The sequence below is a fragment of the Amycolatopsis kentuckyensis genome, from assembly GCF_041679295.1.
GTDB lineage: Bacteria > Actinomycetota > Actinomycetes > Mycobacteriales > Pseudonocardiaceae > Amycolatopsis > Amycolatopsis kentuckyensis_A.
The window spans coordinates 656,478-682,074 of record NZ_JBGDMD010000006.1 but is presented as its reverse complement, the minus strand read 5'-3'; the positions used below and the strand labels follow the sequence as shown (position 1 = coordinate 682,074).

The 25,597-nt window shown below is 71.3% G+C and carries 26 protein-coding genes; 12 read left to right on the top strand and 14 right to left on the bottom strand.

What is annotated here, in order from left to right:
• Positions 1 to 13: 13 nt before the first annotated feature.
• Positions 14 to 643: a dienelactone hydrolase family protein gene (locus ACERZO_RS28450; RefSeq protein WP_372667815.1), complete on the bottom strand. Its 630-nt coding sequence runs from the start codon at positions 641 to 643 to the stop codon at positions 14 to 16.
• 146 nt (positions 644 to 789) lie between these two features.
• On the opposite strand from ACERZO_RS28450, the gene hisC reads away from it, so the two are divergent.
• Positions 790 to 1,845 (top strand): histidinol-phosphate transaminase, encoded by a 1,056-nt coding sequence (gene hisC, locus ACERZO_RS28445; protein ID WP_372667814.1) that lies wholly within the window; start codon positions 790 to 792, stop codon positions 1,843 to 1,845.
• Here the strand turns inward: hisC and ACERZO_RS28440 are convergent.
• The 3 genes from ACERZO_RS28440 to ACERZO_RS28430 all read right to left on the bottom strand — a co-directional run bounded on the left by ACERZO_RS28440 (position 1,835) and on the right by ACERZO_RS28430 (position 3,661).
• Positions 1,835 to 2,608, bottom strand: coding sequence for a sulfite exporter TauE/SafE family protein (locus ACERZO_RS28440; RefSeq protein WP_372667813.1), 774 nt, complete (start codon positions 2,606 to 2,608; stop codon positions 1,835 to 1,837). The two genes, hisC and ACERZO_RS28440, sit on opposite strands and share 11 nt — an antisense overlap.
• 79 nt (positions 2,609 to 2,687) lie before the next feature.
• Entirely contained in the window at positions 2,688 to 3,041 is a 354-nt protein-coding gene (locus ACERZO_RS28435; protein WP_372667812.1) for a VOC family protein, read from the bottom strand.
• Positions 3,038 to 3,661: a GNAT family N-acetyltransferase gene (locus ACERZO_RS28430; protein ID WP_372667811.1), complete on the bottom strand. Its 624-nt coding sequence runs from the start codon at positions 3,659 to 3,661 to the stop codon at positions 3,038 to 3,040. The genes ACERZO_RS28435 and ACERZO_RS28430 overlap by 4 nt, the downstream gene beginning before the upstream one ends.
• A gap of 44 nt (positions 3,662 to 3,705) precedes the next feature.
• Here ACERZO_RS28430 and ACERZO_RS28425 point away from each other — a divergent pair, with 44 nt between their 5' ends.
• The 3 genes from ACERZO_RS28425 to ACERZO_RS28415 are packed head-to-tail and all read left to right on the top strand — an operon-like array spanning position 3,706 to position 6,729.
• Positions 3,706 to 4,389 carry a FadR/GntR family transcriptional regulator gene (locus ACERZO_RS28425; RefSeq protein ID WP_372667810.1) on the top strand — a complete coding sequence of 228 codons (684 nt, stop codon included), beginning with the start codon at positions 3,706 to 3,708 and terminating at the stop codon, positions 4,387 to 4,389.
• A complete protein-coding gene (locus tag ACERZO_RS28420; protein WP_372667809.1) occupies positions 4,389 to 5,201 on the top strand; it encodes a class I SAM-dependent methyltransferase in 813 nt (270 codons plus the stop codon). Before ACERZO_RS28425 ends, ACERZO_RS28420 begins: the two co-directional genes overlap by 1 nt.
• Before the next feature lie 28 nt (positions 5,202 to 5,229).
• A complete protein-coding gene (locus ACERZO_RS28415) occupies positions 5,230 to 6,729 on the top strand; it encodes an adenylate/guanylate cyclase domain-containing protein (RefSeq protein WP_372667808.1) in 1,500 nt (499 codons plus the stop codon).
• Here the strand turns inward: ACERZO_RS28415 and ACERZO_RS28410 are convergent.
• Positions 6,717 to 7,706 (bottom strand): beta-ketoacyl-ACP synthase III, encoded by a 990-nt coding sequence (locus ACERZO_RS28410; protein ID WP_372667807.1) that lies wholly within the window; start codon positions 7,704 to 7,706, stop codon positions 6,717 to 6,719. The genes ACERZO_RS28415 and ACERZO_RS28410 overlap by 13 nt on opposite strands.
• Before the next feature lie 213 nt (positions 7,707 to 7,919).
• Between ACERZO_RS28410 and ACERZO_RS28405 the strand changes: the two genes are divergently transcribed.
• The gene (locus tag ACERZO_RS28405) at positions 7,920 to 8,393 is read left to right on the top strand and encodes an Lrp/AsnC family transcriptional regulator (RefSeq protein WP_372667806.1); all 474 of its coding nucleotides are present in this window, start codon (positions 7,920 to 7,922) and stop codon (positions 8,391 to 8,393) included.
• On the opposite strand, the gene ACERZO_RS28400 is transcribed toward ACERZO_RS28405, so the two are convergent.
• Positions 8,371 to 9,450: an FAD-dependent monooxygenase gene (locus ACERZO_RS28400; RefSeq protein ID WP_372667805.1), complete on the bottom strand. Its 1,080-nt coding sequence runs from the start codon at positions 9,448 to 9,450 to the stop codon at positions 8,371 to 8,373. The genes ACERZO_RS28405 and ACERZO_RS28400 overlap by 23 nt on opposite strands.
• A complete protein-coding gene (locus ACERZO_RS28395; RefSeq protein WP_372667804.1) occupies positions 9,447 to 9,875 on the bottom strand; it encodes a GbsR/MarR family transcriptional regulator in 429 nt (142 codons plus the stop codon). The genes ACERZO_RS28400 and ACERZO_RS28395 overlap by 4 nt, the downstream gene beginning before the upstream one ends.
• 56 nt (positions 9,876 to 9,931) lie before the next feature.
• Here ACERZO_RS28395 and ACERZO_RS28390 point away from each other — a divergent pair, with 56 nt between their 5' ends.
• Together ACERZO_RS28390 and ACERZO_RS28385 are read left to right on the top strand one after the other, a co-directional pair.
• Entirely contained in the window at positions 9,932 to 11,221 is a 1,290-nt protein-coding gene (locus tag ACERZO_RS28390) for an MFS transporter (RefSeq protein ID WP_372667803.1), read from the top strand.
• A 154-nt stretch (positions 11,222 to 11,375) separates the two neighbouring features.
• Entirely contained in the window at positions 11,376 to 11,780 is a 405-nt protein-coding gene (locus tag ACERZO_RS28385; protein ID WP_372667802.1) for an SsgA family sporulation/cell division regulator, read from the top strand.
• Between the two features lie 96 nt (positions 11,781 to 11,876).
• Here ACERZO_RS28385 and ACERZO_RS28380 read toward each other — a convergent pair whose 3' ends face one another.
• On the bottom strand, positions 11,877 to 12,980 hold the full coding sequence (locus tag ACERZO_RS28380; protein ID WP_372667801.1) for a S1 family peptidase: 1,104 nt from the start codon (positions 12,978 to 12,980) through the stop codon (positions 11,877 to 11,879).
• Positions 12,981 to 13,427: 447 nt separating this feature from the next.
• Between ACERZO_RS28380 and ACERZO_RS28375 the strand changes: the two genes are divergently transcribed.
• Complete coding sequence (locus ACERZO_RS28375) at positions 13,428 to 16,337, top strand: ATP-binding protein (RefSeq protein ID WP_372667800.1); 2,910 nt, start codon at positions 13,428 to 13,430, stop codon at positions 16,335 to 16,337.
• 91 nt (positions 16,338 to 16,428) lie between these two features.
• A complete protein-coding gene (locus ACERZO_RS28370; RefSeq protein WP_372667910.1) occupies positions 16,429 to 17,037 on the top strand; it encodes a hypothetical protein in 609 nt (202 codons plus the stop codon).
• Position 17,038: 1 nt separating this feature from the next.
• On the opposite strand, the gene ACERZO_RS28365 is transcribed toward ACERZO_RS28370, so the two are convergent.
• From ACERZO_RS28365 to ACERZO_RS28350, 4 genes are all read right to left on the bottom strand, one after another.
• A complete protein-coding gene (locus ACERZO_RS28365; RefSeq protein ID WP_372667799.1) occupies positions 17,039 to 17,764 on the bottom strand; it encodes a G1 family glutamic endopeptidase in 726 nt (241 codons plus the stop codon).
• A gap of 193 nt (positions 17,765 to 17,957) precedes the next feature.
• Positions 17,958 to 19,007 (bottom strand): ABC transporter substrate-binding protein, encoded by a 1,050-nt coding sequence (locus ACERZO_RS28360; protein ID WP_372667798.1) that lies wholly within the window; start codon positions 19,005 to 19,007, stop codon positions 17,958 to 17,960.
• 13 nt (positions 19,008 to 19,020) lie between these two features.
• Positions 19,021 to 19,905 (bottom strand): ABC transporter permease, encoded by an 885-nt coding sequence (locus tag ACERZO_RS28355; protein ID WP_372667797.1) that lies wholly within the window; start codon positions 19,903 to 19,905, stop codon positions 19,021 to 19,023.
• Positions 19,895 to 20,701 (bottom strand): ABC transporter ATP-binding protein, encoded by an 807-nt coding sequence (locus tag ACERZO_RS28350; RefSeq protein ID WP_372667796.1) that lies wholly within the window; start codon positions 20,699 to 20,701, stop codon positions 19,895 to 19,897. Before ACERZO_RS28350 ends, ACERZO_RS28355 begins: the two co-directional genes overlap by 11 nt.
• Before the next feature lie 194 nt (positions 20,702 to 20,895).
• On the opposite strand from ACERZO_RS28350, the gene ACERZO_RS28345 reads away from it, so the two are divergent.
• On the top strand, positions 20,896 to 22,473 hold the full coding sequence (locus tag ACERZO_RS28345; protein WP_372667909.1) for a sensor histidine kinase: 1,578 nt from the start codon (positions 20,896 to 20,898) through the stop codon (positions 22,471 to 22,473).
• Entirely contained in the window at positions 22,470 to 23,129 is a 660-nt protein-coding gene (locus tag ACERZO_RS28340) for a response regulator (RefSeq protein ID WP_372667795.1), read from the top strand. The genes ACERZO_RS28345 and ACERZO_RS28340 overlap by 4 nt, the downstream gene beginning before the upstream one ends.
• A 2-nt stretch (positions 23,130 to 23,131) precedes the next feature.
• Here the strand turns inward: ACERZO_RS28340 and ACERZO_RS28335 are convergent, their stop codons facing one another.
• On the bottom strand, positions 23,132 to 23,758 hold the full coding sequence (locus ACERZO_RS28335; protein ID WP_372667794.1) for a hypothetical protein: 627 nt from the start codon (positions 23,756 to 23,758) through the stop codon (positions 23,132 to 23,134).
• 92 nt (positions 23,759 to 23,850) lie between these two features.
• Entirely contained in the window at positions 23,851 to 24,669 is an 819-nt protein-coding gene (locus ACERZO_RS28330) for an SDR family oxidoreductase (RefSeq protein WP_372667793.1), read from the bottom strand.
• 123 nt (positions 24,670 to 24,792) lie between these two features.
• On the opposite strand from ACERZO_RS28330, the gene ACERZO_RS28325 reads away from it, so the two are divergent.
• A complete protein-coding gene (locus ACERZO_RS28325) occupies positions 24,793 to 25,596 on the top strand; it encodes a trypsin-like serine peptidase (RefSeq protein WP_372667908.1) in 804 nt (267 codons plus the stop codon).
• The last annotated feature ends 1 nt before the right edge of the window (position 25,597 follow it).

Below are 25,597 nucleotides of genomic sequence, written 5' to 3'. Positions count from 1 at the left end.
ACTGTAATCCCGCCTACCGCAGGTGCGCGTCGAACCAGTTCAGGGTGCGCTGCCACGCCTCGGCGGCCGCGCCGGGGTCGGCGTCGAAGCGGTGGTTCGCGCCCGGGTAGTGCACGACGTTGGTGGCGACCTTCGCCGACGCCGCCGCGTCGCGCAGCCGCTCGACCTCGGCGCCGCCCGCCTCGTCGCCGGCGTCGCCGTACATGCCGAGCCACGGGCTGGTGAGCTTGCCGGCGATCTCCACCAGCGCGGGCAGCTCGGCGGCCTGCTGCCCGCCGACGCTGACGGCGGCGCCCAGCCGGCGGTGCGAGGCGACGACGAGCGCCGCGGTGCCACCCAGGTCGAAGCCCATCACGCCGAGCAGGTCGGCCTGGACCCCGCGGTCGACGAGCCAGGCGAGTGTGATGTCCGTCGCGTCGAGCAGGTCCTGCTGCGTCAGCTCCGCGTTCTCCAGGTGCGGCGTGACGGTCAGCCAGCCTTCGAGGGCGAGGCTGGCGAGCAGCAGTTTCACACCGTCGGTGACGCCGTCCGCCTCGTGCAGGACCACCAAACCGCCGCGTAGCGACCCTTCCGGTTCCGAGAAGGTCAGGGTCAGGGCCCGGCCGTCGGTGCGCTGGTAGTCCACGGTGCTGGTCGACGTCATTGCGTCACTCAATCACTTGGAGGTGAACGGAAGGAACCCATCTAAGCAGCTCTCCCGGTCACATACCGCCTGAAGGGAGTCGCGGTGCGGCGGGCGGAAAAGATACGGTGACGGGGTTGTCCCGTTCAATCGGAGGAGCGCCGAAGATGTCGTCCGTGTCCCCCCGTGCCGACCTCGAATCGTTGCCGAAGTACATCCCCGGCCGGACGATCGAAGGCGCGATCAAGCTGGCGAGCAACGAGGTGCCCGGCGGTGCGCTGCCGAGCGTCGCGCAGGCCATCGCCGAGGCCGCGGCCGGCATCAACCGCTACCCCGACACCGGCTCGCAGGCCCTGCGCGAGCGGCTGGCGCGCGAGCTGGACGTGCCGGTGGAGCGCGTCGCGATCGGCTGCGGCTCGGTGTCGCTGTGCCAGCAGACGATCCAGGCCGCCTGCGCCCCCGGTGACGAGGTGCTCTTCGGCTGGCGGTCGTTCGAGGCCTACCCGATCGTGACGCAGGTGGCGCACGCGAAGCCGGTAATGGTCCCGATCACCGAGGGCCAGGAGCTGGACCTCGACGCGATGCTCGCGGCGATCACCGACCGGACGCGCGTGGTCTTCGTCTGCAACCCCAACAACCCGACCGGCACAGCGATCCGGCGCGCCGAGCTGGAGCGGTTCATCGACGCCGTCCCGCAGCGCGTGCTGGTGGTGCTGGACGAGGCGTACAAGGAGTTCGTCACCGACCCCGAGGTTCCCGACGGCGTCGAGTACACGCGGACGCGCTCGAACGTCATGGTGCTTCGCACGTTCTCGAAGGCGTACGGCCTCGCGGGCCTGCGCGTGGGTTACGCCGTCGCGCCGGAGCCGATCGCGGACGCGCTTCGCCAGGTGTACGTCGCCTTCTCGGTGAACATGCTGGCCCAGGTGGCCGCACTGGCGTCGCTCGACGCCGCCGACGAGCTGCTCGCGCGCTGCCAGGAGATCGTCGCCGAACGCGGGCGGGTGCGCGACGAGCTGCTCGCGGCCGGCTACCAGGTACCCGAGACGCAGGCGAACTTCGTCTGGCTGCCGCTGGGTGACCAGGCCGTTCCGTTCGCCGAGCACGCGCTCGACCGCAAGCTGGTGGTGCGCCCGTTCGCCGGCGACGGCGTGCGCGTCACCATCGGGACCCGCGAGGAGAACGACCTCTTCCTGGCCGCGGCGCGCGAATTCAGTCGCTGAACTGCTTGACGACCAGCTGGATCACGGCGGCGACGCCGATCACGACGATCACGCCGCGCAGCACCGCCGGCGGCAGCTTCCGGCCGATCTTCGCGCCGAGGAAGCCGCCGGCGGTCGAGCCGACGGCCAGCCACAGCACGACGGGCCAGCTGATCGGCGCGACGAACGCGTAGATCACGCCGGCCACGACGTTCACCACGGCGGCGAGGACGTTCTTGACGCCGTTGAGCTTCTGCAGCGGTTCGGACAGCAGCATGCCCATGACCGCCATCAGCATCACGCCCTGCGCGGCGGTGAAGTAACCGCCGTAGATGCCGATGAGGAAGATGAAGAACATCAGCAGCGGGCCGGCTTTGTGCTCTTCGCCGTTCTCCTCGCGGCGCGTCGCGACCCACTTCGACACGCGCGGCTGCACGATCACGAGGATCACGGCGAGGCCGACGAGCACCGGGACGACGGCCTCGAAGGCGTCCTTCGGCAGCGACAGCAGCAGGATCGTGCCGCAGATCGCGCCGAGGAACGACGCGACCGCGAACTTCGCGGTCTGCCGCCAGTAGCCGGTGAGCTCGTGCCGGTAGCCCCAGGCGCCGCTGAGGGTGCCGGGCGCGAGGCCGATGGCGTTGGACGTCGTCGCGGTCACGGGCGAGTAGCCCAGCGCCACGAGGACGGGGAAGGTCACGAGCGTCCCCGACCCGACGACGGCGTTGATGGTGCCCGCCCAGATCCCGGCGACCACCACGATCACCGCGTGCCACCACGTCATTTAGCACTCACGTGCGGAGCCTAAGCATCTCCCGGGGCCGCCGCGATGCGGACGGGCGTAGATGTGGCAGGCGAGACAGTCATCGTGGGGTGAAGACGCAGAATTCGTTCCCTTCCGGGTCGGCCAGCACGTCCCATTCGATGTCGTCGTCGCGTTCCCGGACCAGGGTCGCGCCGAGCGCCAGCAGCTCGGCCTTGTCGCCGAAGACGTCCAGGTGCATGCGGTTCTTGACCGTCTTCGGCTCCGGGACCGGGTTGAGCCAGATCAGCGGCCCGTCGCCGGCCGGGTCGACGATCGGGACCGGCCAGCCGGCCGGGCGTTCGTCGCCGGTCAGGGAGTCCCGGCGGACGTACCCCATCGCCCGGCACCACCAGTCGGCCAGGGCCTGGTGGTCGGCCGCGTCGAGGGCGAGGTCCTTGAACCGTGCGGTCATCGCGCTCCTTCCGGTATGTGAGCGGGCACCACTTCGGAGGCCACCCGCCAGCCGAGCGCGCCGTAGAGCCCGCGCCCGTCTTCCGAAGCCAGCAACGCACTCGTTCGCGCGCCGGCCGCGACGCCCAGCTGGTGCATCACCACCCGGCCGAGCCCACGGCGGCGGTGGGCGGGCTCGGTGCTGATCCGGTCGAACACCGCGACTCCGCCGGCCACCGCCACCCAGCCGTGGGCCGCCTCCTCGCCGCCGGAGGTCACCGACACCGACCACACCGGCCCGTCGCCGCGCACCGCCACCTCGTACCCCGCCGGCACCTCGGCGGGCGGGATGCCACCGTCGAACGTCATCAGGTACTCCGTCGCCCTCGCCTCCCACTCGGGTGTCAGGCCCGCCAGCACCGCGGGCCGCGCGCCGCACGTCTTCAGCCACGTGCCCGGCTCGGCCGCCGTCCGCGCCCGCGTGGCCGCGGCCGGCGGCGACCGCAGCAGGTAGCGGACGCGGTGGCCGGGCAGGCCGACGTCGACGCGGAAGCCGTCCGGCTCCTCGACCGGCGCCGATACCGCCCGCGAGACCGCCCAGCCCCGCACCCACGCCCCCAGGATGTCCATGTCCGCGATCATGACAGGCACCCCCGACAGTTTCCGCGAGCTGAGAGGATGGCGGCGTGGACACCGAGCAGGTCTGGAGCGCGACCGTCGACCGGCTGCGGTCGTTGATCGACTCCGGGAAGCTGCCGCCGGGTTCGCGGCTGCCCGCCGAACGCGTGCTGTGCGAGGACCTCGGCATCAGCCGCGGGTCACTGCGGCAGGCCCTGCGCGTCCTCGACTCGATCGGGTACGTCCGGATCCGCGCCGGCTCCGGCACGTACGTCCGCGAGCAGCAGGAACAGCCCCTGCGGACGTGGTTCACCGAGCACGACCAGCTCGTCGAAAAGCTCTTCGACCTGCGCGCGACCGTCGAGCCGACGCTCGCCGAACGGCTCGCCGGGCAGGCGAGCGCGAAGACCGTGAGCCGCCTCGAGGACAACGTCGCCGAGATGGCGCAGGCGGCCGAGGACGGCGACATGCTGCACGTCATCGCCGCCGACGCCGAGTTCCACCGGGTGATCGCGCAGAACGCGGGCAACGACGACGTCGCCGGGCTGCTGCGGTCGGTCCTCGCCCTGGTCGGCGAGGAGCGCCGGGCGGCACTGCGGCTGCCGGGCCAGATCCGCAAGGCGGTCGACGACCACCGCGCGATCCTCGACGCGATCCGCCGCGCCGACCCGGCCGCGGCCCGCGAGCTGACGCTGAAGCACCTGGTGGACGCCAAGACGTACGCGCACGACTTCGCCGCGGAGGAACGCTGATGGAGAAGGTGCACTTCACCGAGGAGAAGGCCACCAACCTGGCCACGCTCTACGGCCGCGCGCTCGACTACCGCAGCGCCCACCCGATCCTCGGCGACCAGGCCGCCGACGACGCCGTCCGCCGGATCGATTACGACTTCGCCGGGCTCGGCATCAACCGCGACTCCGCGGTGAGCATCGTCCTGCGCGCGAAGCCGATCGACGAGTGGGCCGCGGAATACCTGGCGGAGCACCCGGACGCGATCGTGCTGCACCTGGGCTGCGGCATGGACACGCGCTTCCAGCGCCTCGCGCCGCCGCCGTCGGTGCACTGGTACGACGTCGACTACCCGGAGGTGGTGGCGCTGCGCGAGAAGCTGTACGCGGCGGCGCCGAACCACACGAACATCGGCACGTCGGTGACCGATTTCGAGTGGCTGGACCAGGTGCCCCCGGACCGTCCGGCGCTGATCGTCGCCGAGGGTTTGACGATGTACCTGACGCCGGCGGACGGCACCGAGCTCGTACGGCGGCTGGTCGCGAAGTTCCCTTCGGGCGCGGTGATCTGCGACGTGTTCAGCAAGCTGGGCATCAAGGCGCAGAAGCTGAACACCCCGGTCCGGCGCGCGAAGGCGACGCTGAAGTGGGGCATCGACGACCCGCACGAGCTGGAGCGGTACGGCCTGACGCTGGTGTCCTCTTTGGACGCGGCCCACTGGTCGACGCCGGAGGTGCTGGCCCGGCTGCGGCCGGTCACGCGGTTCCAGCTGCGGACGTTGAAGTACTTCCCGCCGCTGGCGCGGATGGCGCACATCGTGCGGTACCGCTTCTGACCTGCCTTCGAGCCGTACGATCAACGCCGTGCGCAAGATCGCCGTGAAGAACTTCCGGGTCGTGTTGCGCACCAGCCTGGGCTTTGCCGGGCTCGGGATCGGCTCCAGCGTTGCCGGCTCCGGGGTCGTCGCGCTGCTTCTCCTCCTGCAAGGCCTGCCCGGGGACGTCGGGGACCGCGGGTGGGTCCTCGGCCTGACCGCCGCCGCCATCGTGGCCGGGTCGCTGCTCGCCGGGACGCTCTGGACCGCCTGGCTGCAGCGGCGGACCGCCATCTGGTTCGTGCTCGGGCGCCCTCCGTCGGAAAGCGAAGCCCGCCGGGCCCTGCGGCTGCCCGTCGACATGGCCGTGGTCAGCGGCACCCTCTGGCTGATCGGAACCATCGTCCTCAGCGTGCTGGCCGGTGTGCTCGGCTCCAGCGAAGACGCCGTCGGCATGGCGACCGTCATCGGGCTCGGCGGGCTCACCACCGTCGGGCTCACCTACCTCGCCGCCGAGTGGGTCGCGCGGCCCGTGATGACCATCGCGCTCGACGTCCTGCCGCCGCGGGGGTCGCTGCCCGTCACCGTGCTCACCCGGCTCGTCGTCACCTGGGCGCTGGCCAGCGGCGTGCCCTTCGTCGGCGTCCTGCTCGTCGCCACGCCGCCCGACCTCGGCTCGGGCAACCACACCGCGAGCCTGATCATGCTGTCGGTCATCGGCCTCGCGGTCGGCGCCATCGGGACCGCGCTGCTGGCCAGGGCCGTCGCCGCGCCCCTGCACCGGCTGCGCGTGGCCCTCGACCGGATCGCCCGCGGCGACAACGACGTCTCGGTCGACGTCGACGACTCCAGCGAGATCGGCCTGCTCCAGACGTCGGTCAACCAGCTCGCCGCCGGGTTGCGCGAGCAGGCGCGAATGCGGGACCTCTTCGGCAGGCACGTCGGCGCCGACGTCGCCCGGCACGCCCTCGAGTACGGCGCCTCCCTGTCCGGCGACGTCCGCGAGGTGACGGCCTTGTTCGTCGACGTCGTCGACTCGACCGCGCTCGCCTACCGCACCCCGCCGGAAGAGCTGGTGCGGAAGCTGAACCGGCTGTTCGCCGCCGTCGTCTCCGCGGTCAACGCCCGCGGCGGGCTCGTCAACAAGTTCCAGGGCGACGCCGCGTTGTGCATCTTCGGCGCCCCGACGCGGCTCGCGGACGCCCCGACCGCCGCGCTCGCCGCGGCCCGCGCGATCCGGGACGAGGTGTGCGCGGACGGCGAGCTCGACCTCGGCATCGGCGTCTCCAGCGGCCCGGTCTTCGCCGGGCAGCTCGGCACCAGCAGCCGGCTCGAGTACACCGTGATCGGCGACGCCGTCAACGAGGCCGCGCGGCTGACCGAGCTGGCCAAGGCCGTGCCGTCACGGATCCTCGCGAGCGACGCCGTCGTTTCCGCCGCGCTGCCGAGCGAAGGCGCGCACTGGGAGAAGCACGGCGAGCTCGAGCTGCGCGGCCGCCAGGAGGCGACGCCGACCTGGACAGCCGGCCCGAAGCCTCAGGACGGCTGACCCAGATCCGGCCAGCGCAGCACCGTCGAGCCCCAGGTGAGGCCAGCACCGAACGCGCTGAGCAGGACACGGTTGCCGGGTGCGAGGGTGCCGTCGCGCCGGGCGTCGTCCAGCGCGAGCGGGATGGACGCGGCGCTCGTGTTGCCGACACGGTCGATGTTGGCGACGACGGCGTCGGCCGGCATGCCGAGCTGCTTCGCCGTCGCCTGGAGGATCCGGATGTTGGCCTGGTGCCCGACGAAGCGGTCGACGTCGCCGACCATCCAGCCCGCGCGGTCCAGCACCGTCCGCGACGACTCGGCCATCCGCGCGCAGGCGTGCCGGAACACCGCGGTGCCCTGCATCGCGAGGAAGCGGTCACTCGGCTGGTCGGACAGCCGCCGCCGCGCGCCGCCGGCCTCGACCCACAGCAGGTCGGCGTGCTCACCCTCGCTGTGCAGGTCGAACGGGCCGAACGCGCCGGGCTCGCCGGGGTCGCCCGCTCGCAGCAGGACCGCGCCCGCGCCGTCGCCGAAGATCGGGACGGTCGTGCGGTCCTCCGGGTCGATGAGCGTGGTGAAGGTGTCGGCGCCGATCACCAGGACGCGCTCGGCGATGCCGCCCGCGATGAAGCCGGCCGCGGTGGCCAGCGCGTAGACGAAGCCGCTGCAGACGGCGTTGACGTCGAAGGCCGCGGCCGTGCCGAGCCCGAGCCGGGCGGCGACCTGCGGCGCGCTGGCCGGGCAGGGCTGGTCGGGGGTCGACGTCGCGAGGACGACGGCGTCGGCGGAGGCGCCACTGAGTGCTTCGCGGCCCGCCCCGACCGCGAGATCCACAGTGGACTCCTCGGGCCCCGCGACGCGGCGCTCCCGGATGCCGGTGCGGGTCCGGATCCACTCGTCCGTGGTGTCGAGCCGGGCGGCGATCTCGTGGTTGTCCAGGACTTTCGACGGCAACCACGAGCCGAGGCCGGTCAGCACGGCGGCAGGTGCGGGCACGGGAGAGCCTCCCCACGCCGGCGGGTTGGCGGAGCGACCGGCTGGTCTTCCACTTCTATGGGCTACCCCCTGGTAGACCGGTCAGTTGTGTTCCAGGTCACGAAAAAAGTTGTTTCACTTTCCCCTCGGACGGAGTAGTGAGCGGCGTCACGGTGGAGTGAGCCGGCAGCGAACCCGCGGCAAATCGTCGGGGGTCCCGGTTAGCCTGCTGGAGTGCAGACACCCGACCTCGACCAGCTCGACATCGCCATCCTCGCCTGCCTCCAGGAGGACGCCCGCACGATCGCCGAGACGATCGGCGCGAAGGTGGGCCTGTCCGCCGCGGCGGTGCAACGGCGGATCAAGCGGCTGCGCGAGGCGGGCGTCATCGAGCGCGAGGTCGCGGTGCTGTCGCCGGAGGCGCTCGGGCTGAGCATGACGTTCGTGGTCATGGTCGAGCTGGAGCGGGAGAACCTCGCGGTGCTCGACGCGTTCCGCCGCCAGGTGCTGGCCGACGACTGCGTCCAGCAGTGCTACTACGTCACCGGCAACGCCGACTTCGTGCTGGTCGTGACCTGCCCGGACATGGCCGGCTTCGAGGCCTTCACCCGGCGGATGTTCTTCGACAACCCGAACGTCCGGCACTTCACCACGAGCGTGGCGATGGACCGGGTGAAGGTCGGGCTCACGCTCCCGCTCGGGCCGTAGGCGGGGTCCAGGACCACAGCTTCTCCGTCTGCTTCCGCACCACCGAAGCCGGCGCGCGCATGCCGAGCCGGTTGACCGCGTACCCGAGCCGTGACGTCGTCAGCGCCATCGCGCCCTTCTGCCGGGCCATCCGCACAATGCCGTGCGTCCGCGCGAGCCGGGCGCGGTCGTAGCCCTCGAGCCCAACAGCCGCGAGCGTCACCGCGTCCTCGATCGCCTGGCACGCGCCCTGGCCCAGGTCGGGCGTCATCGCGTGGGCCGCGTCGCCGAGCAGGGCCACCCGGCCGCGGACGTACGACGGCAGCGGCGGCAGGTCCGTGACGTCGTTGTGCAGCACCTTCGGCGTCACGTCGAGGAGCGGCTCGACGTGCCAGCCGCGCACCCGGCGCCGGACTTCGGCCAGATCGTCGGCACAACGGACGCCCGGCCGGTTCTCGTGCACCGCGAGCGCCCAGTACACCCGCCCGCCGCCGATCGGGTGGACCAGGAAGTACGCGCCGCGGCCGAAGGTGAACGTGCCGACGTTGTCGACGCCGGGTTCGGTCACGCCCCGCCAGACCGTGTACCGGAAGCGGGGTACGACGCCGGGCCACAGCGCCTCGCGGACCGCGCTGTGGATGCCGTCCGCACCGACCACCAGATCGGCCGTCACCCGTCCGGTGTCGTGGACGACTTCCCCGTCCGGGGTCACCTCGCGGACCGCGCAGCCGGTCCGGACGACGTCCCGCGGCAGCTCGGCGGCGAGCAGGCCGTGCAGGTCCGCGCGGTGGAAGCAGGACAACGGCGTGTCGTGCGCCGGGTCGAACCGCCGCAGGAACTCCCCCGACGGCAGGCACAGGTTGTACGCGGCTTGCGACGGCGTCGCGGCCGCACGGACCTTCTCCCCGACGCCCAGCGCGTCCAGCGCACGCAGGGCGTTCGGCGCGATCGAGAGCCCGGCGCCGACTTCGCCCAGCTCGGGTGCGCGTTCGAGCACTTCGACGTCACAGCCGGCCTCGAGCAGGGAGAGCGCCGCCGTGACGCCCCCGATGCCGGCCCCCGCCACCACTGCTTTCACTTCGGCCCCTCCAGAGCTTGCGCCAGCCAGGCGAACGTGTCCCGCGCCGCGCGGACGCGGGCGGCGCGCTCGTCGCCGGGTTCGAACAGCGCCAGGCCGTCGTCGGCGATGGCGACGAACGAGGCGAGCGTGGCGATGCGCTCGCGGACCACGCGCGGCCAGGCGTCGTCGTCGATGCGGAAGTAGGTCGTGCGGTCGCCGGGTACGCGCTGCTTGCGGACCAGCCGGGCCGCCGTCAGCAGATTCATGTTCGAGGTGAGCGACGCCCGGCTCGCGCCGATCGCCTCGGCGATCGCCGTCGCCGACTGGGCGGGTGGATCGCAGACCATCAGCCAGCCGAGGATGCGCCCGGCTATCGGCGGGATGCCGTACTGCTCGGCGAAGAAGGCCGCGGCGCGCTCGGCCCAGGCTGTTCGCTCGTCCATGCTAGTGGACACTAGCATCTTCTGAAGTCAGGTATGCTGGGCTCCTTGGGGGAAGCATGCTTCGACACCGCCGGATCTTCCTGGCCGCGACACTGATCGACGCGCTCGGCAGCGGGCTGTGGGTGCCGTTCGCGCTGCTGTTCCTGGTGCACGGCCAGGGCATGGGCCTGCTCGACGCGGGGACGTCGCTGAGCACCGGCGCGCTGCTCGCGCTCGTCACGGGCCCGGCGACCGGGGCGGCGATGGACCGCTTCGGACCGCGGGCGCTGCTCATCGCGGGCAACCTCGTGCGGGTGGGGGCGTTCTGCGCTTACCCGCTGGTGCACACCAGCTGGCAGGTGATCGCGGTGTCGGTGGTGGCCGGCTTCGGCGACCGGTTGTTCTGGACATGCAACGCGCCGATGGTGGCACGGTTGACGGCGGGGAGCGCGACGGACCGGATGCTGGCGACGCAGACGGTGGGGCGGTTCGCGGGCGCGGGAGTCGGCGCGGCCGCGATGGCGGTGCTGCCGACGATCACGAGCCAGGCGGCGTTCCACGCGCTGGCGTACCTGAACGCGGCGAGCTTCGCGGTGGCGGCGGTGCTGATCGGGCTGCTGCCGCGGGAGGAAGTGGCGGCGGCTCCGGGCGGGCAAGTGCGCACGGCCGCCGAGCAAGCCGATCCGGCCGCCACCGCGGCCCTCCCACCCACCGCGGCGGCGGTGCCGCAGGCGCCGCCGCCGGGGAGCTGGCGGGCCGTCCTCACCAACCGGCCCTTCACCGGCTTCTGCGTCACCCACACGGCTTTCACGCTCGCCAGCGCGAGCAAGTTCGCCGTCCTCCCGATCATCGTGCGGGATCTGCTGCACGGTCCACAGTGGATCGCCGGGACCGCCATCACCCTCGGCACCGTGGTCGTCGTCACCACGCAGCGGCCGATCGTCTCGGTGCTCGCCGGGCGCAGCCGGACCGCCGGGCTCCTCGGCGCCGCCATCCTCTTCGCGGTTTCCTTCGCCCTGCTGATCCCGTTGGAAATCGTCCCCCTGACCGTTGCCGCCGCGTTGATCCTCGTGGCGAGCCTCGGCTTCTCCGTCGCCGAAGCGATGTTCGGCCCCACCGGTACCGCCGCGGCCGCCGTGGCCGCGCCCGCCGGTTCCGAAGGCCGGGCCAGCTCGATCTTCCAGCTCTCCTGGGGCCTGCCCGTCGCGCTCGCGCCCGGGTTGCTGGCCGTCCTGCTCAACGTCAGCAACGCGCTGACCTGGTCCGCGCTGGCCCTGACCTGCACGGCGGCCGTCCCGGCGCTGCTCGTGCTGCGGAAGAAGCTGCCCGAAGCGCTGCGGGAACCGTCACCGGCAGTCGCCGGGTGAACGCAAGGGGTATGTGCCGGACGTTACACCACAATGGACGGATGCAACCGATCAAGTGAACGTGAGAGTTTCTTCGTCATGACCGTCGTGCCTGGTCATCTCCTCCTCGAACAGTTCGCGCCGCGCGAACCGCCACCGGACTCCAGGAGGGGCCATGCAGACCGACGCCGTTCACCAGAGCCAGTTCGTGGTGCTGAACGAAAGCACCACGCCCGTCCTGTCCCGCCTGTCCTACCACGCCGACGAGCCGTTCGCGGTCACCGTGGCGTTCCGGACCGAGCGCGGCCGGTGGATCGAGTGGACCTTCGCGCGTGACCTCCTGGTCGACGGCCTCGACGAGCCGGCCGGCCTCGGCGATGTCCGGATCCGCCCGGACCTGTCCGAAGACGAAGACTTCCTGACCCTGGAAATCGAGTCACCGGACGGCTATGCGTCGTTCGAGCTCGAAGTCGAGGACGTCCGCAGCTTCCTCGACGCCTCCTACGAACTGGTGCCGCTCGGCGAAGAGAGCGCGCACTTCGACGTCGACGGGCTGATCGAGGAGATCAGCAACGTCTGACCCCTGAACCTCCCAATCCCGCGGCGAGGACGAAGGGCGGGTTTCGAGTGCGCTGGAGGCACTCGAAACCCGCCCTTTCGCCTTCTCGAAAAGGGATCAGCTGGTCTTCAGGGTGGTGCCGGTGCCCGACAGCGCGCCGGCGATCGGGTAGAAGTACGTCACGCTGGTGTTGCCGCCGGACAGGATGCCCTGCGCGTAGTTCCCGGCGATGAAGCCGCCGCCGGAGTCACCGGCCGCCGAGCGGACGTTGGTCGCGGTCATGCCGTTGACCGTGCCCTCGGCGTAGCGGACGCTCTGGTTCTTGGCGCCGATGGTGCCGCAGGTCCAGCCGGTGGTCGAGCCGGCCTTGCAGACCGACGAGCCGGTCGCCGCGTTCGACGACCCGCGCACCGCGGTCCCGTTGTTCATCTGCGCGACCGGGGTCCAGCTGCTGTTGGTCCGGACCGCCGCGTAGTCGGCACCCGGGAAGCGGTAGGTGATCCAGCTGCCGAGCGCGGCGCCGTTCGAGCCGGTCAGCGAGCCGCCGCCGGTGAGCGCGCCGCAGTGGCCGGCGGTGACGAAGCCGGTCGTGGTCGCGAAACCGACCGAGCAGCGCGACGAGCCGCCGATGTAGTAGGCGTCCCCACCGCGGATATTGGCGTGCAGCGTGGGCTTCGCGGCCGCGTCGAGGATCGTGACCGACGACTTGTCCACACCGGACCGCGTGAGGAACGCGTCGGCGGCGGCGCGCTGGCCCTGCAGCACGGAGAGCGTGACGCGGTTGGTGACGGAGTCCACGCCCCAGCCGGTGATCGCGTACGGCGCCGAGGCGTCGAGGGCCTTGAACCTGTCCACAGTGGAGTCGAGCTGGCGGGCACTGAACTTCACGACCTCCGCCTCGGCCCCGGACGCCTGGATCTTCGCGACCGACGCGGCGTCCGTCGTCTGGATGTGCGCCTTGCCCGTGGCGGCGTTGTAGGTGGCGCCGCCGAACGCGTCGCCGAGCGTCGCGCTGACGGCCTCGGTGACCTTGGTCGCGACGTCTTCGCTCTTCAGCCGCGTCAGCACCTGGTCGTGGGTCAGGCCGAGGTCGCGCTGCATGGCGGGCACGATGTCCGGGTTCAGCAGGTCCTGGCCCGACGCGGGGACGGCGATCGTGACGAGCGCGCCCGCCGTCATCACCGCGGCGGCAGCGGCACCGAAGAGTCTGGCGATCTTCATGCTTCTCCCTAGGTGGTTACGCGCGGCTCTGCACCGGCCACGCAGTGGTACTCCCCCGGGTGAGGGTCCCCGCAGTGGGCGTTACGGTGCAATCCGGGCGCCCGGCGAATGGGTATACGCATTCACCCCGGACGAATCCCCTGCTCCAAGCGGTCCGGACCGGCGGCTGTCACCCGGTCGGACAGGTCCTTAAGTAGGGTTTCCTTGGACTACTTTGAGTAGTCAACACACCTCCCTGAACGTGTTAAGCAGCGCCGGAACGGGCAAAACGCCGAAGTTTCGTACGCGCGGTGAGCCCAGACCGCCCGATCCCGCGGCAAACCGGTGACAGCGGGTAGGCGGACGTGTGACGGCAGTACTTACCACCTAGTCGGTTAATGGTTTACGGAGCGTCGAGCGCTGCTTAGGCTCCGCGCCACACCCCGGTAGGCGTCGAGGAGGTCGGTTATGTGGCTGACGGCTCCCCGCCCCACCACGGTGAGCGTCCGGTCGGGACCCGCCCGGCTGACCGGCCGCGACTCCGAGCTCGACGCCATCGTCGACGTGCTCAAGCGGCGCCCGGCCGCCGTGCTCATCGAGGGCGAGCCCGGCATGGGCCGCACCCGGCTGCTCGCGGAGATCGGGCGCCGCAAGGAGTTCGACGGCGGCCGCGTCCTCACCGGCGCCTGCCAGCCGCTGCGGGAACCGTTCCCCTACGGACCCGTTCTGGAAGCGCTTCGCGAGGTCGGCGACGCCCCGCTCGGGCCGCTGAGCCCGGTCGCCGGCGTGCTGCGGCCGTTGCTGCCGGAGCTCGCGGAAGCGCTTCCTCCGCGCCCCGATCCCCTGCCCGACCCGGTCGCCGAACGCCACCGCGTCTTCCGCGCGGTGCGGGAGCTCCTGCAGGCCTGCGGCCCCACGCTCGTGCTGATCGACGACCTCCAGTGGGCCGACGAGGACACCCGCGACCTCATGCGGTTCCTCGCCGGCTCGATGCCGCCGGAGCTGGCCGTGGTGGCCACCTACCGGTCGGCGACCGACGTGCGGCCCGGCCCGCTCGGCGCCCCCTTCCGGACCGACCAGGCCGTCCACTCCGCACGGGTCGCGCTCGGCGCGCTCGACGTCGCCGCCGTACGCGCGCTCGCGGTCGAACTCCTCGACCTGCCCCGCGTCACCGACGAGTTCGCTGTGAAGCTGCACGAGTGCACCGCCGGGATCCCGTTCGTGGTCGAAGAAACCCTGCGGGCCCTGCGCGAAGCGGCCGAGCGGCTGCCGGTCGGCGAAGTCCTCTCCGACCGGATGCTGGAGAACCTCGAAGTGCCGGTGCTGCTGCGGGAAGCCGTCACCGAACGGCTGGCCGCGCTCCCCGAGCACGCCGTCCGGCTCGCGGGCGCGGCCGCGGTGCTCGGCGTCGGTGCCGAAGCCGCCGTGCTCGGTGAGCTGGCCGGGCTCTCGGACGACTCCCTCCGCACCGCGCTGCTCGCCGCGTTGTCCGGTGGGGTGCTCGGTGAAGTCGGTGACAGCAAGTACGGCTTCCGGCATCCGTTGGCGCGCAAGGCGGTCTACGACACGGTGAGCGGGCCCGAACGCGCATTGCTGCACGCGCAGGCGATCCGCGTGCTCGCCGCGCAACCGGCACCGCCGTTGACCCTGCTGGCACGGCATTCCCGCGCGGCCGGCCGCGTCGACCAGTGGCGGCACTACGCCGAAGCCGCCGCGGACGAGGCCGTCACCCGCGGCGAGACGTCCCGCGCGATCGACCTCCTCCAGTCGGTGCTCGCCGAGCCCGGCCCGGCGCAGTCGGACATCGGGCGCGTCGCCGGCAAGCTGAGCCAAGTCGCGTTGCGGGGCTTCCGCCCCGACGTGATCGGCACGCTCCAGCGGGTCCTCGAAGAGGTGACGCTGCCGCCGTCGGTCCGCGGCTCGATCCGGCTGAGCCTCGGCATGCTGCAGGTCCGGACCATCGGCGGGCTCGGTCGCGGCCGGCTCGAGGTCGAGCGCGCGGTCGGCGAGCTGACCGACCGGCCCGACCTCGCCGCGCGCGGGATCACGCTGCTCGCCCAGCCGATCGACGGCCTGACGCCGTTGTCGTGGCACGAATCCTGGCGCGCCCGCGCGGGTGAGGTGTACGAGCGGCTCGACGACCCCGAGCTGCGGCTCGCGCTGACCGCAGACCGCATCGCGGCGGCGTCGCACGTCGGGGACGGCTCGGCGTGGGCGGAGTTCGAGGCGCTCCCGGACACCGTCGGCACGGTCGCCGAGCGCGTCCAGCTGGCCCGGCTGTGGTGCAACCTCGCCGACGGCCAGTCGTGGGCGGGTCACCTCGACCGTGCGGAGCGGCTGGTGACCGAAGGCGTCCGGCGCGCGACGGACGCGGGCGCGTTGTACGCGATCGGCCTGATCCAGGGCACCCGCGTCCGGCTGGACTGGGTGCGCGGGCGCTGGTCCGGGCTCGCCGAAGCCGCCGAGCAGCTGCGCGACAGCTATCCGGAGCTGGGCCCGATCGTCATGGAGTCATCGCTGGTGCTCGGCGGGCTCGCGGCCGTGCGCGGGGAGTTCGCCGCCGCGCAACGGCACCTGACCGCGGCGAGCGTGCACGCGCCGGACCGCGGGCCGATCCCGGTCGTGCTGTCGGCCGCCGGGGTGCTGATCTCGGTGCTGCTGGCGACCGACGACGTCGACGGCGCGTGCGCGGTGGCCGACACGGCGGTGGCCGCGGCCGGGCGCAAGGGCGTCTGGATCTGGGCGGCGGCGCTGGTTCCGGCGGCGGCGCAGGCGTACGCGCGGGCCGGGCGCTGGCCCGAGGCGGACAGCGTGGTCGAGGCGTTCGCCCGCGGGATCGACGGCCGGGACGCGCCGGTCGCCGCGGCCGCGTTGGTGGCCGGCCGAGCCGTGTTGCTGGAAGCGCGGGGCAAGCACCTGGCCGCGGCGACGCTGTTCGACGAAGCCGCGTCCGGATACGCGGCCCTGCCGATGCCCTACCCGGCGACCGCCATGCGCGAGCGGGCGGCGATGTGCCGCCTCGCCGCCGGCAACCGGGACGCCGTCGAGGAGCTGACCGCGGCGGCCGAGGCGTACGAGCAGCTCGGAGCCACCCGCGATGCCGGACGCTGCCGTCACCAGCTGCGTGAGCACGGCGCATGGGCGCCTTCGCAACGCGGCCGACGCGGGTACGGGAGCGAGTTGTCGCCGCGGGAACGCGAAGTCGCGCGGATGCTCGCGGAGGGACGGACCAACCGGGAGATCGCGGACGGGCTGTTCCTCTCGCCGCGCACGGTCGAACAGCACGTCGCGAAGGTGCTGCGAAAACTCGGGGCCCGCTCCCGGACGGACGTGGCGAGGAAGCTGCCCGGCGAGGTGACGACGGCACCGGCTGGCTAGCCGGGCCGGGTCGTCCTACTTTGAGCGCGTGACAGAAGAGGCACTTCCCGCCTGGCGCCGGCGGACCTCCGGGGAGACGCGCTGGCCCGCGATGGGCGTCGTCGTCGCCACCCTCGTGCTGCAGGTCGTCCTGCCCGACGACATGGCGCTGCAGCCGTGGTGGCTGCTGCCCGCCGTCTCGGGCCTGCTCGTCGTCGCGCTGCTGCTGGCCAACCCGGGCCGGATGTCGCAGTTCAGCGCCGTCGAGCGGGTCATCTCGCTGCTGCTCGTCGCCGCCGTGACCGCGGTGAACGCCGGTTCCGCCGTCACGCTCGTCTACCGCATCGCGGCCGGCACGATCGGCGACCACGCCGGCGCCGTGCTGGTCACCGGCGGGATCGTCTACTGGACGAACATCGTCGCCTTCTCGCTGTGGTACTGGGAGTTCGACCGCGGGGGTCCCGGCCGGCGGGCCGCAGGCCGGGCGGAGTTCCCCGACCTGCAGTTCCCGCAGATGGCCGACCCGGACCTGGCGCACCAGGACTGGGAACCGTCCTACCTGGACTACCTCTACTTCTCGTTCACCAACGCGGCCGCCTTCAGCCCCACCGACGTCATGCCGCTGCGGATCTGGGCGAAGATGACGATGATGCTGCAGGCCGTCATCTCGCTCATCCTCGCGGTGATGGTGGTCGCCTGGGCGATCAACAACCTCAAATGATTCAGTGCCGCGAGATCGTGAAGCTCTGGCCGTCCGAGCCGATCGCGCCCGGGATCCACGTGTTCGTGCCGCGGTCGTCGGCGTTCAGCGCGGACGGGCTGGTCGAGGCCAGGTTCGTCCCGTTGAACTTGACTCCGGTGAACGTGATCCCGCCCGAAATGGTCGGGTAGGAGTCCGTCGGCGACTCGATGATCGCCTCCGCCGACGCGTGCTTCGACGTCAGAGACTTCGTGGTCGTCTTGGTCCAGCCCTTGGTCGTGTCGGACAGGTCCAGCCGGTAGGTGTTCGTGGCCGTGCGCGTCACCGTCGCGGTGATGTGGTCGCCCGCGCTGACCGACACGTTGTAGTACACCGGCGCGGCCGGGTACATCTCGTACCAGGCGGAGTAGACCGGACGTCCGCTCGAGCAGTCCGTCTCGACGCCGGTCTGTTCCACTGTGGACGATCCGTCGCCGTCGATGCCGACCCACGGCGCGAACAGGTCGTTGGTCGACCGGCAGCTCACCGACGGTTCGGTCCAGCTCGCCGTCGCCGTCGTGAAGCTGCCGAAGCTGACGTAACCGCCCCAGTTGCCGCCGGAGAACTGGTGGCCGTGACGGTGTTCATCAAAAGAGTGAGAGCCGTACTCGACCGCGGCGTGCGCGGTACCGGAGACGGCGAGGCCGGCGGCGGCCGCGGCGACGGCCGTGAGGACGCGGGCAGCACGCGACGAAAGGATTCTGGACATGCGGGGACTCCGTTCACCGATGGGGACCGGGAAAACCGTGTCTCCAAGTGTTGGATCCGCACCGAAAAGAAGGTAGCTACTTTCGAATGGTCTTCCCATTGTCCGAAAAGACCCGTAAAGGCCTCCGCGGGGGAAAGAGGCCTTTACGGGTCCATTTCGCTCACCAACCGCCCGGTCAGGTGAGCGGGGCTTGCTAGCCCTGCTTCGCGGCCGCGTCGACGAACTCGGTCGTGTACGTCTTCGAGAGGTCGATCGAATCCTTCTTCGGCTGCACGTTCTTCGAGAAGCTGGAAAGCACCTCGAGCACGTTCTTCGCGCCGTCGGCGTCCATCTTTCCGTCGCCGTTGAACATCCCGATGCTGTCCTTTACGGACTTGACGTACAGCGCCTTGTCGCCACCGCTGTAGGACGGCGGCATCTTCGCCGCGATCTCCTCCGGGCTGTGCTGGTCGATCCACTTCAGCGTGGCCACGAAGGCGTTGGCCAGCTTCTGCACGGCGTCCTTGTTCCGGTCCACGAAGTCGCAGCTCATGTACAGCGACGACGCCGGGTACAGCCCGCCCAGCGCGGCCTTCGTGCCCTCGGGCGTCCGCAGGTCGTAGAGCACCTTCGCCTTGCCCGTGTTGGTCAGCTGCGCGATCGTCGGGTCGGTCGTCATGCCGCCGTCGATGCCGCCGTTGTCCAGGCTGGCGATGAACGTCTGCCCGGCGCCGACCTTCACCGGCGTGTACTGGTCTGCCCCGACGCCCGCCTTGGCCGCCAGCGCCTTCGTGAGGAAGTCGGTGGACGACCCGAGCGAGGTCACGCCCAGCTTCTTGCCCTTGAAGTCGGCTGAGCTCTTGATCGCGTCGGCGTGCGCGGTGCCGACGACCTCGGCCTCACCCGGGATGTTGGCCAGCTGGACCACGCTCTTGATGCACTGGTCCTTGGCCTGCAGGTCGATCGTGTGGTCGTAGAACCCGACCACGCCCTGCACCTGCCCGGCGACGAGCGCGGTCTCGGCGTTGGCACCCGACTGCTCGCTCTGCAGCTCGACGTCGATGCCCTGCGCGGCGAAGTTGCCGAGCTGCTGGGTGAGCATGGCGGGCAGGTAGATGACCTTCTCCAGGCCACCGACCATGATCGTGACCTTCGGCTTGCCCCCTTCGCCCGTGGCGGCGACGCGGGAGTCCTGGCACGCGGTGGTCAGCCCGGCCACCGCGGTCAGCGCGGTGACCGCGACGGCGATCCGGCGAATCCTCATCGATTCGGTCCTTTCAGATGACGGTCTGGCTGGAGGTGGACATCGAGGGCCGCCACCGCAGCAGCCGGTTCTCGAGGTTTCCGATGCCCCACTCGGCGACCAGTGCGACGACGGTGATGATGATCATGGCGGCGTAGATGCCTGCCGAGTCGAACGTGCCCTGCGCGTTCGAGATGAGGAAGCCGATGCCCGCCTTGGACCCGGCGTACTCGCCGACGACCGCGCCGATCAGCGCGAAGCCGAACGCCGTGTGCAGCGACGAGAGGATCCACGACGTCGCGCTCGGCAGCACGATCGCCTTGATCACCTGCATCCGGCCCGCACCGAGGATGCGCGCGTTGTCGATCAGGTTGCGGTCCACCTCGCGGGCGCCGGTGAAGGCGTTGAAGAACACCACGAAGAACACGAGCACGACGACGGTGGCGACCTTCGACGCCAGCCCGAGGCCGAACCAGATCACGAACAGCGAGGCGAGCACGATGCGCGGGACCGCGTTGGCGGCCTTGATGAACGGCGCGAGCACGTCGGCCAGGTACTGGCTGCGGCCCAGGATCACGCCGAAGATCACGCCGGCGACCGCACCAATCGCGAAGCCGACCAGCGCCTCTTCGACGGTGACCCACAGCTGGTACCAGAGCGAGCCGAAGTCGGTGCCGCTGGTGACCCACTCGACCAGCCGCTGCCAGATGCGGGACGGCTTCGAGTAGAAGAACGGGTCGATCCAGTAGGTCGCGGTCACCTCCCAGCTGCCGAGCCAGACGACCACCAGGGCCAGCCGCAGCAGCCAGGTGTTGCGCCGCCGCCGGGACGTGGCCCGCCTGGCCTTCGTCAGGATGTCCTGCTCGGTTTCCAGCACCGGCAAGGAAGTGGCCGGCGCCGCGGGGGTCTCAAGCGACATTGGTCGCTCCCTTCTCGCGGGCCTTGTCGACCTCGCTGCGCAGTGATTCCCAGATGTCCGCGTAGAGCTTTCGGAACTCCTCGGTGAGCCGGAGGTCCTCGACCTTCCGCGGCCGCTCCAGGGGAATCTCGAAGACGTCCTTGACGGTGGCCGGCGACGTCGTCAGCACGACGACCTTGTCCGCCAGGGCGATCGCCTCGTCGAGGTCGTGCGTCACGAAGATGACCGCCGCGCCCGAACCGGACCACAGCCGCAGCAGCTCGTCCTGCATCAGCGCCCGCGTCTGGACGTCGAGCGCGGAGAACGGCTCGTCCATCAGCATGATCTTCGGCTTGGTGACCAGGGTCTGGGCCAGCGCGACGCGCTTGCGCATGCCGCCGGAGAGCTGGTGCGGGTAGTACTTCTCGAACCCGGCGAGCCCGACGCGGGCGATCCAGTCGACGGCCTGCTCGCGGGCCTCGGCCTTCGGCACCCCGCGGAAGCGCGGGCCGGACGCCACGTTGTCGAGCACCGACCGCCACGGCATCACCGCGTCGGTCTGGAACATGTAGCCGACCCCGTCCGGAATGGACTTCACCTCCTCGCCGTTCACCCGCACCCTGCCGGCGGACGGCGGCTGCAGCCCGGAGACCAGCGAGAGCGTCGTCGACTTGCCGCACCCCGTGGGGCCGACGACGGCGACGAACTCGCCGGGCTGCACGGTCATGGTCAGATCGCGGACGGCCGTGTGCACGGAACCGGACCCGCTCGGGAACCGTTTGGTGGCTCCGGTGAGTTCGATCAGTGGGGGAACCATGGGGAAGTGACTCCTTCGTCACGTGGTGGGGGTCACGCGTTGGGAGAGGACGTTAAGTACGTGTGGCGCGGACGTGAAGCTTGTCGACGTTCTCCGCGCGAGCTGTGCGTTCTGAATGTTTTGCTCATTTAGCGCACGGCGCTGACCAGGGGGTATGGTTCCGAGCCATGCCAAAGTGGGCGCTCTTCCCGCGGATGCGGTTCAGCAGGCAGGTGCTGCTGCTGCAGATCGGCGTGGTCCTCCTCGTCGTCGGGATCGGCGTCGCGCTGGTCAGCGTGCTGCTGAGCCACACGCTCACCGACCAGTACGGCCGCCGGGCGCTGGCCATCGCGAAGTCCGTCGCCGCGGACCCGGTCGTCGTCGCGAACGCGGCCGCGAAGCTCCCCGGCGGTGCCCTGGAGGAGCGCGTCCTCGCCGTCACGAAGGCCAACGAGGCTTTGTTCGTCGTGATCACCGACGACGAGGGCATCCGGCTCGCGCACCCGACGGAAAGCCTCATCGGGCAGCGGGTCAGCACCCCACCGGACGTCGCCCTCGCCGGCGGCGACGAAGTCAGCGCGGTGCAGAGCGGCACGCTCGGCCTTTCGGTGCGCAGCAAGACGCCGATCTGGCAGGGGCAGCGGGTGGTCGGCGAGGTCAGCGTCGGCTTCGAGGTCGGCGACCCGACCGGCGACTTCAACCGCCTGCTGGTGATCACGCTGCTGTTCGCCGGTGGCGCGCTGCTGCTCGGCGCGGGCGCGTCGGCGCTGCTGAACCGGCGGCTGCGGCGCGTCACGCACGGCCTCGAACCGCACGAACTGACCGAGCTGCTCTACGAACGCGAAGCCGTGCTGCACGGGATCGGCGAGGGTGTGCTCGCCGTCGACGAGGCGAACCGCGTTTCGGTGCGCAACGACGAGGCCGAACGCCTGCTCGGCACCGAACTCCCGCTCGGCGCGGGTCTTTCCGAACTGGAGCTCTCGCCGCGGCTGCACAAGGCCGTCGCCGAGGGACGCCCGGTCGACAACCTCCTTGCCGTGGCCGGAAACCGGGTGCTGGTGATCAACTCGCGCACGGTCCGGCTGGACGACCGGGACATCGGCACGGTGCTGACCTTCCGCGACCGCACCGACCTCGACACGCTCACCCGCGAGCTCGACGGCATCCGCGCCCTCTCCGACGGCCTGCGCGCCCAGCGGCACGAGTTCGCCAACCGGCTCCACACGCTCTACGGGCTGCTCCAGCTCGGCCACCACACCGAGGCCGTCGAGTACCTGCAGACGCTGACGGACTCGCCGTCGGCGCGGCCGAGCGAGCTGGGCGACGCCGTCGCCGACCCGTACCTCCAGGCGCTGCTCGTCGCGAAAACCGAGCAGGCGCAGGAAAAGGGGCTCACGCTCAAGCTCGCCGACGACACCTGGGTGCCCACGACCGTGACCGATCCGATCGCCGCGAACACCGTGATCGGCAACCTCGTCGACAACGCGCTGCACGCCGCCCGGATGGGCCCGCGGCGGCCGGCGACCGTCGAAATCAGCCTGCTGGCCGAGGGCGACACCCTGCACCTGTCCGTTGTGGACAGTGGGCCCGGCGTGCCGGAAGACCTGCGGAGGACGTTGTTCGACGAAGGTGTCTCGACGAAGATCGCGCCCGGCCACGGGCTCGGGCTGGCGCTGGCCCGCCAGGCCGCGCGCGCCCACGGTGGCGACGTCTGGCTGGCCGCTCCCGGCGACGGCGAGACGGGTGCCCTGTTCGTCGCGAAACTGCCCGGAATGCTGACGGAGGACGGATGATCCGCACGCTCATCGTCGACGACGACTTCCGGGTCGCCGGGGTGCACGCCGGGTTCGTCGAAGAGGTCGAGGGGTTCGCGGTGGTCGGCACCGCGCACACCGCGGCCGAGGCCCGCGCCCGCGTCCGCGAGCTCGCGCCCGACCTGATCCTGCTCGACGTCTACCTGCCCGACGAGTCCGGCCTCGCGGTGCTCCCGGAGCTGCAGACCGACACGATCGTGCTGTCCGCGGCGACCGACAGCGCGTCGGTGGCCGCGGCGATCCGGGCCGGCGCGCTGAACTACCTGATCAAGCCGTTCACCACGCGCCAGCTCGCGGAACGGCTGACGTCGTACGCCCGTTTCCGCGGCCTGCTCGCCGAAGACCGCGCGTTCGCCCAGGACGACGTCGACCGCGCGTACCGGGTGCTGCACGACCAGGACCGCACGTCGGCCCCGAAGGGCCAGTCGACGGCGACGTCCCGGCTGGTCTCGGAGCAGCTGCGGCGCGCCGGGCGGCCGCTGTCGGCCGCGGAGGTCGCGGGCGAGCTGGGCATGGCGCGGGCGACGGCGCAGCGGTACCTGACGGCGCTCGCCGAGTCGGGGACGGTCCAGATGCGCCTGCGCTACGGCGCCACCGGGCGCCCGGAGCACGAATACCGCTGGAGCGACGCCTGACGTCAGCGGCGCGTGGTCGTCGTGTCCGCGCGGTACTGGTACTGCTGCATCATGCTTTCGGCCACGCCGACCCAGGACTGGACGAGGTTGGCCGACGTCGGCGCCGGTGAAGGCAGGTCGACGCGGGCTTCGTCGGTTTCCGCCGGCTTCTTCTTCGGCTGCGGTTTCGCCTGCGCCTGGACGTTCTTCGGCGCCGGCTTCGCGGGCACCGGGACGAACACGGTCGTCGGGGGCGGCGTCGCCACCGGCGCCTGCGGGGCTTGCGGCTGAGGCGCCGGTGCTTCCGCGACGGCCGGGCGCGGGTCCAGCTGGGCGACGTCGGCCGGGGCCGAGCCGAACAGGCTGCCGGTGGCCAGGCCGCCGGCGAGCCAGCCGGCCGCGACGAGCAGCACCGCCGCGCCGCTGCCCAGCCACGTGCGGGCGCGGCGCCGGATCACCACCGACTTCGGCCGCAGGTCCTGGTCGCACACCGGCGGCCGGGTGAAGATCGGCTCGGCGGCCACGACGTCGTCGTCGGTGCGGCGGCGCCGGGGCAGGCTCGCGGCGACGATGCCGGTGCGGTCCAGCAGTTCCACCGCGGTGCGGTCGCTGGACGAACGGGTCGCACTGCGCGGTGCGGTGCGAAGCATCGGGGACCTCCGGTACGGGCGACGCGCGGACCCCACGCATTCTGGACCATTTCGGACGACGCTGTCCGAAAGGCAACCTGAATGAGTGAAAGTCAGCTCCCCATTTGCTTGAGTCCCATGCGCGCGAGGATCGCCAACGGCCGCTGGTACGCCGAGCCGAGCACGCGCGGGATCGCGTCGATGACGTAGGCGTCCGGTCCGATGAGGATCCGCGCGGACTTCCGTTCGATGCCGCGCAGGATCGTCTGCGCCGCCTTCTCCGGCGTCGTCCGCGCGATGCGTTCGAAGCCCTCGGCCGCCTGCTCCTGGTCGTCGGCGATGCTGCGCGCGTTGCGCACGATGTTCGTCTTGATCCCACCGGGGTGCACGCAGCTGACCGCGACCGGATGGCGCGCGATCAGCATTTCTTCGCGCAGCGCTTCGGTGAATCCGCGGACGGCGAACTTCGCCGCGTTGTACGCGCTCTGCGTCGGGACGCCGACGAAGCCGAAGACGCTGGAAATGTTCACGACGTGCCCGTCGCCGGACGCGATCAGGTGCGGGAGGAACGCCTTCGTGCCGTTCACGACGCCGCCGAGGTTGATGCCCAGCAGCCAGTCGAAGTCCTCGAAAGTCATCTCCTCGACGGTCGCGCCCAGGGCGACACCCGCGTTGTTCACGACGACGTTGACGCGGCCGAACTCCTCGGCGACCTCGTCGGCGTGGCTGAGCACGGCGGCGCGGTCGGCGACGTCCAAGGTGTACGCGCGGGCGTTGTCGCCGGCCAGCTTCGCGGTCTCCTCCGCGTTCGCGGAGTTGACGTCCGAGAGGGCGACCCGTGCCCCGCGGCGCGCGAACTCGAGCGAGAGCGCCCGCCCGATCCCCGAGCCCGCTCCGGTGACCACCACGACCTTGCCCGCGAACTGCTTCATCGGCCCTCCCTGGGGTGTTACTCCGGAGTTACGGATACTAGCGGCTGTGAGCTTGCTGTGGGTGCGCCGAAAGTGTCGGTGCGGCACCTTAAGGTGATCGGGACGGAAGACGACGAGGAGGCGATGCGCGTGCGGCGGCCCGCCGTCCTGCTCACCCTCGCCGCGGTCCTGCTGCTCGGCGCGGCCTTCGTCGTCTTCGCGACGCGGCCGGCGCGGACGGCGGGCGCGACCCCGCCGGACACCGGGGTCGTCGAAGCGGCGCCGGTTTCGACGCCCGACCTGCCCGCGGTGTCCAGCCCGGCGGTCGGCGCCCTGTTCCTCGACGGCGCCCACTACTGCACCGCCAGCGTCGTCCACAGCGACCAGGGCGACGTGCTGCTGACCGCGGCCCACTGCATCCACGACGGCGAGGGCGGCGACTACCTCACCGGCGTCACCTTCGCGCCCGGCTACCACGACGGCGTCGCGCCGTTCGGCTACTGGACGGTGGCCGACGAGCTCGTCGCGCCCGGCTGGAGCGCGTCGTCGGACCCGGACCTCGACGTCGGGTTCGCGACCGCGCACCAGGCCGGGGCCACGAAGACCCTGGAAAGCCTGGTCGGCGCGAACACCCTGGCCACCGGCACGGCGTTCGAGCAGGACATCACGCTCACCGGCTACCCGGACGACTCCGAGGTGCCGGCGGTCTGCCAGAACACCACGAGCCGGCAGGACACCTACCAGCTGAAGGTCGACTGCGCGGGCTTCCCGACCGGCACCAGCGGCGGACCGTGGGTCACCGGGCAGGACCCGAAGACCCGCCTCGGCACGGTCGTCGGCGTCATCGGCGGCTTCGAGTACGGCGGCGACGACCCGGACACGTCGTATTCGAGCTACTTCGACACGGACGTCCAGGCCCTCTACCGGCAGACGACCGCCCGGGCATGAT

Excerpts from the sequence above, each read along its gene's own strand:
- ACERZO_RS28430 (WP_372667811.1), bottom strand. The coding sequence starts at position 3,661 with ATGATCGCGGACATGGACATCCTGGGGGCGTGGGTGCGGGGCTGGGCG.
- ACERZO_RS28450 (WP_372667815.1), bottom strand. The coding sequence starts at position 643 with ATGACGTCGACCAGCACCGTGGACTACCAGCGCACCGACGGCCGGGCC.
- ACERZO_RS28360 (WP_372667798.1), bottom strand. The coding sequence starts at position 19,007 with ATGAGGATTCGCCGGATCGCCGTCGCGGTCACCGCGCTGACCGCGGTG.
- ACERZO_RS28435 (WP_372667812.1), bottom strand. The coding sequence starts at position 3,041 with ATGACCGCACGGTTCAAGGACCTCGCCCTCGACGCGGCCGACCACCAG.
- hisC (WP_372667814.1), top strand. The coding sequence starts at position 790 with ATGTCGTCCGTGTCCCCCCGTGCCGACCTCGAATCGTTGCCGAAGTAC.
- ACERZO_RS28340 (WP_372667795.1), top strand. The coding sequence starts at position 22,470 with ATGATCCGCACGCTCATCGTCGACGACGACTTCCGGGTCGCCGGGGTG.
- ACERZO_RS28345 (WP_372667909.1), top strand. The coding sequence starts at position 20,896 with ATGCGGTTCAGCAGGCAGGTGCTGCTGCTGCAGATCGGCGTGGTCCTC.
- ACERZO_RS28420 (WP_372667809.1), top strand. The coding sequence starts at position 4,389 with ATGGAGAAGGTGCACTTCACCGAGGAGAAGGCCACCAACCTGGCCACG.
- ACERZO_RS28395 (WP_372667804.1), bottom strand. The coding sequence starts at position 9,875 with ATGGACGAGCGAACAGCCTGGGCCGAGCGCGCCGCGGCCTTCTTCGCC.
- ACERZO_RS28330 (WP_372667793.1), bottom strand. The coding sequence starts at position 24,669 with ATGAAGCAGTTCGCGGGCAAGGTCGTGGTGGTCACCGGAGCGGGCTCG.
- ACERZO_RS28370 (WP_372667910.1), top strand. The coding sequence starts at position 16,429 with ATGGGCGTCGTCGTCGCCACCCTCGTGCTGCAGGTCGTCCTGCCCGAC.
- ACERZO_RS28375 (WP_372667800.1), top strand. The coding sequence starts at position 13,428 with ATGTGGCTGACGGCTCCCCGCCCCACCACGGTGAGCGTCCGGTCGGGA.
- ACERZO_RS28355 (WP_372667797.1), bottom strand. The coding sequence starts at position 19,905 with ATGTCGCTTGAGACCCCCGCGGCGCCGGCCACTTCCTTGCCGGTGCTG.
- ACERZO_RS28335 (WP_372667794.1), bottom strand. The coding sequence starts at position 23,758 with ATGCTTCGCACCGCACCGCGCAGTGCGACCCGTTCGTCCAGCGACCGC.
- ACERZO_RS28380 (WP_372667801.1), bottom strand. The coding sequence starts at position 12,980 with ATGAAGATCGCCAGACTCTTCGGTGCCGCTGCCGCCGCGGTGATGACG.
- ACERZO_RS28365 (WP_372667799.1), bottom strand. The coding sequence starts at position 17,764 with ATGTCCAGAATCCTTTCGTCGCGTGCTGCCCGCGTCCTCACGGCCGTC.
- ACERZO_RS28325 (WP_372667908.1), top strand. The coding sequence starts at position 24,793 with ATGCGCGTGCGGCGGCCCGCCGTCCTGCTCACCCTCGCCGCGGTCCTG.
- ACERZO_RS28385 (WP_372667802.1), top strand. The coding sequence starts at position 11,376 with ATGCAGACCGACGCCGTTCACCAGAGCCAGTTCGTGGTGCTGAACGAA.
- ACERZO_RS28440 (WP_372667813.1), bottom strand. The coding sequence starts at position 2,608 with ATGACGTGGTGGCACGCGGTGATCGTGGTGGTCGCCGGGATCTGGGCG.
- ACERZO_RS28350 (WP_372667796.1), bottom strand. The coding sequence starts at position 20,701 with ATGGTTCCCCCACTGATCGAACTCACCGGAGCCACCAAACGGTTCCCG.
- ACERZO_RS28390 (WP_372667803.1), top strand. The coding sequence starts at position 9,932 with ATGCTTCGACACCGCCGGATCTTCCTGGCCGCGACACTGATCGACGCG.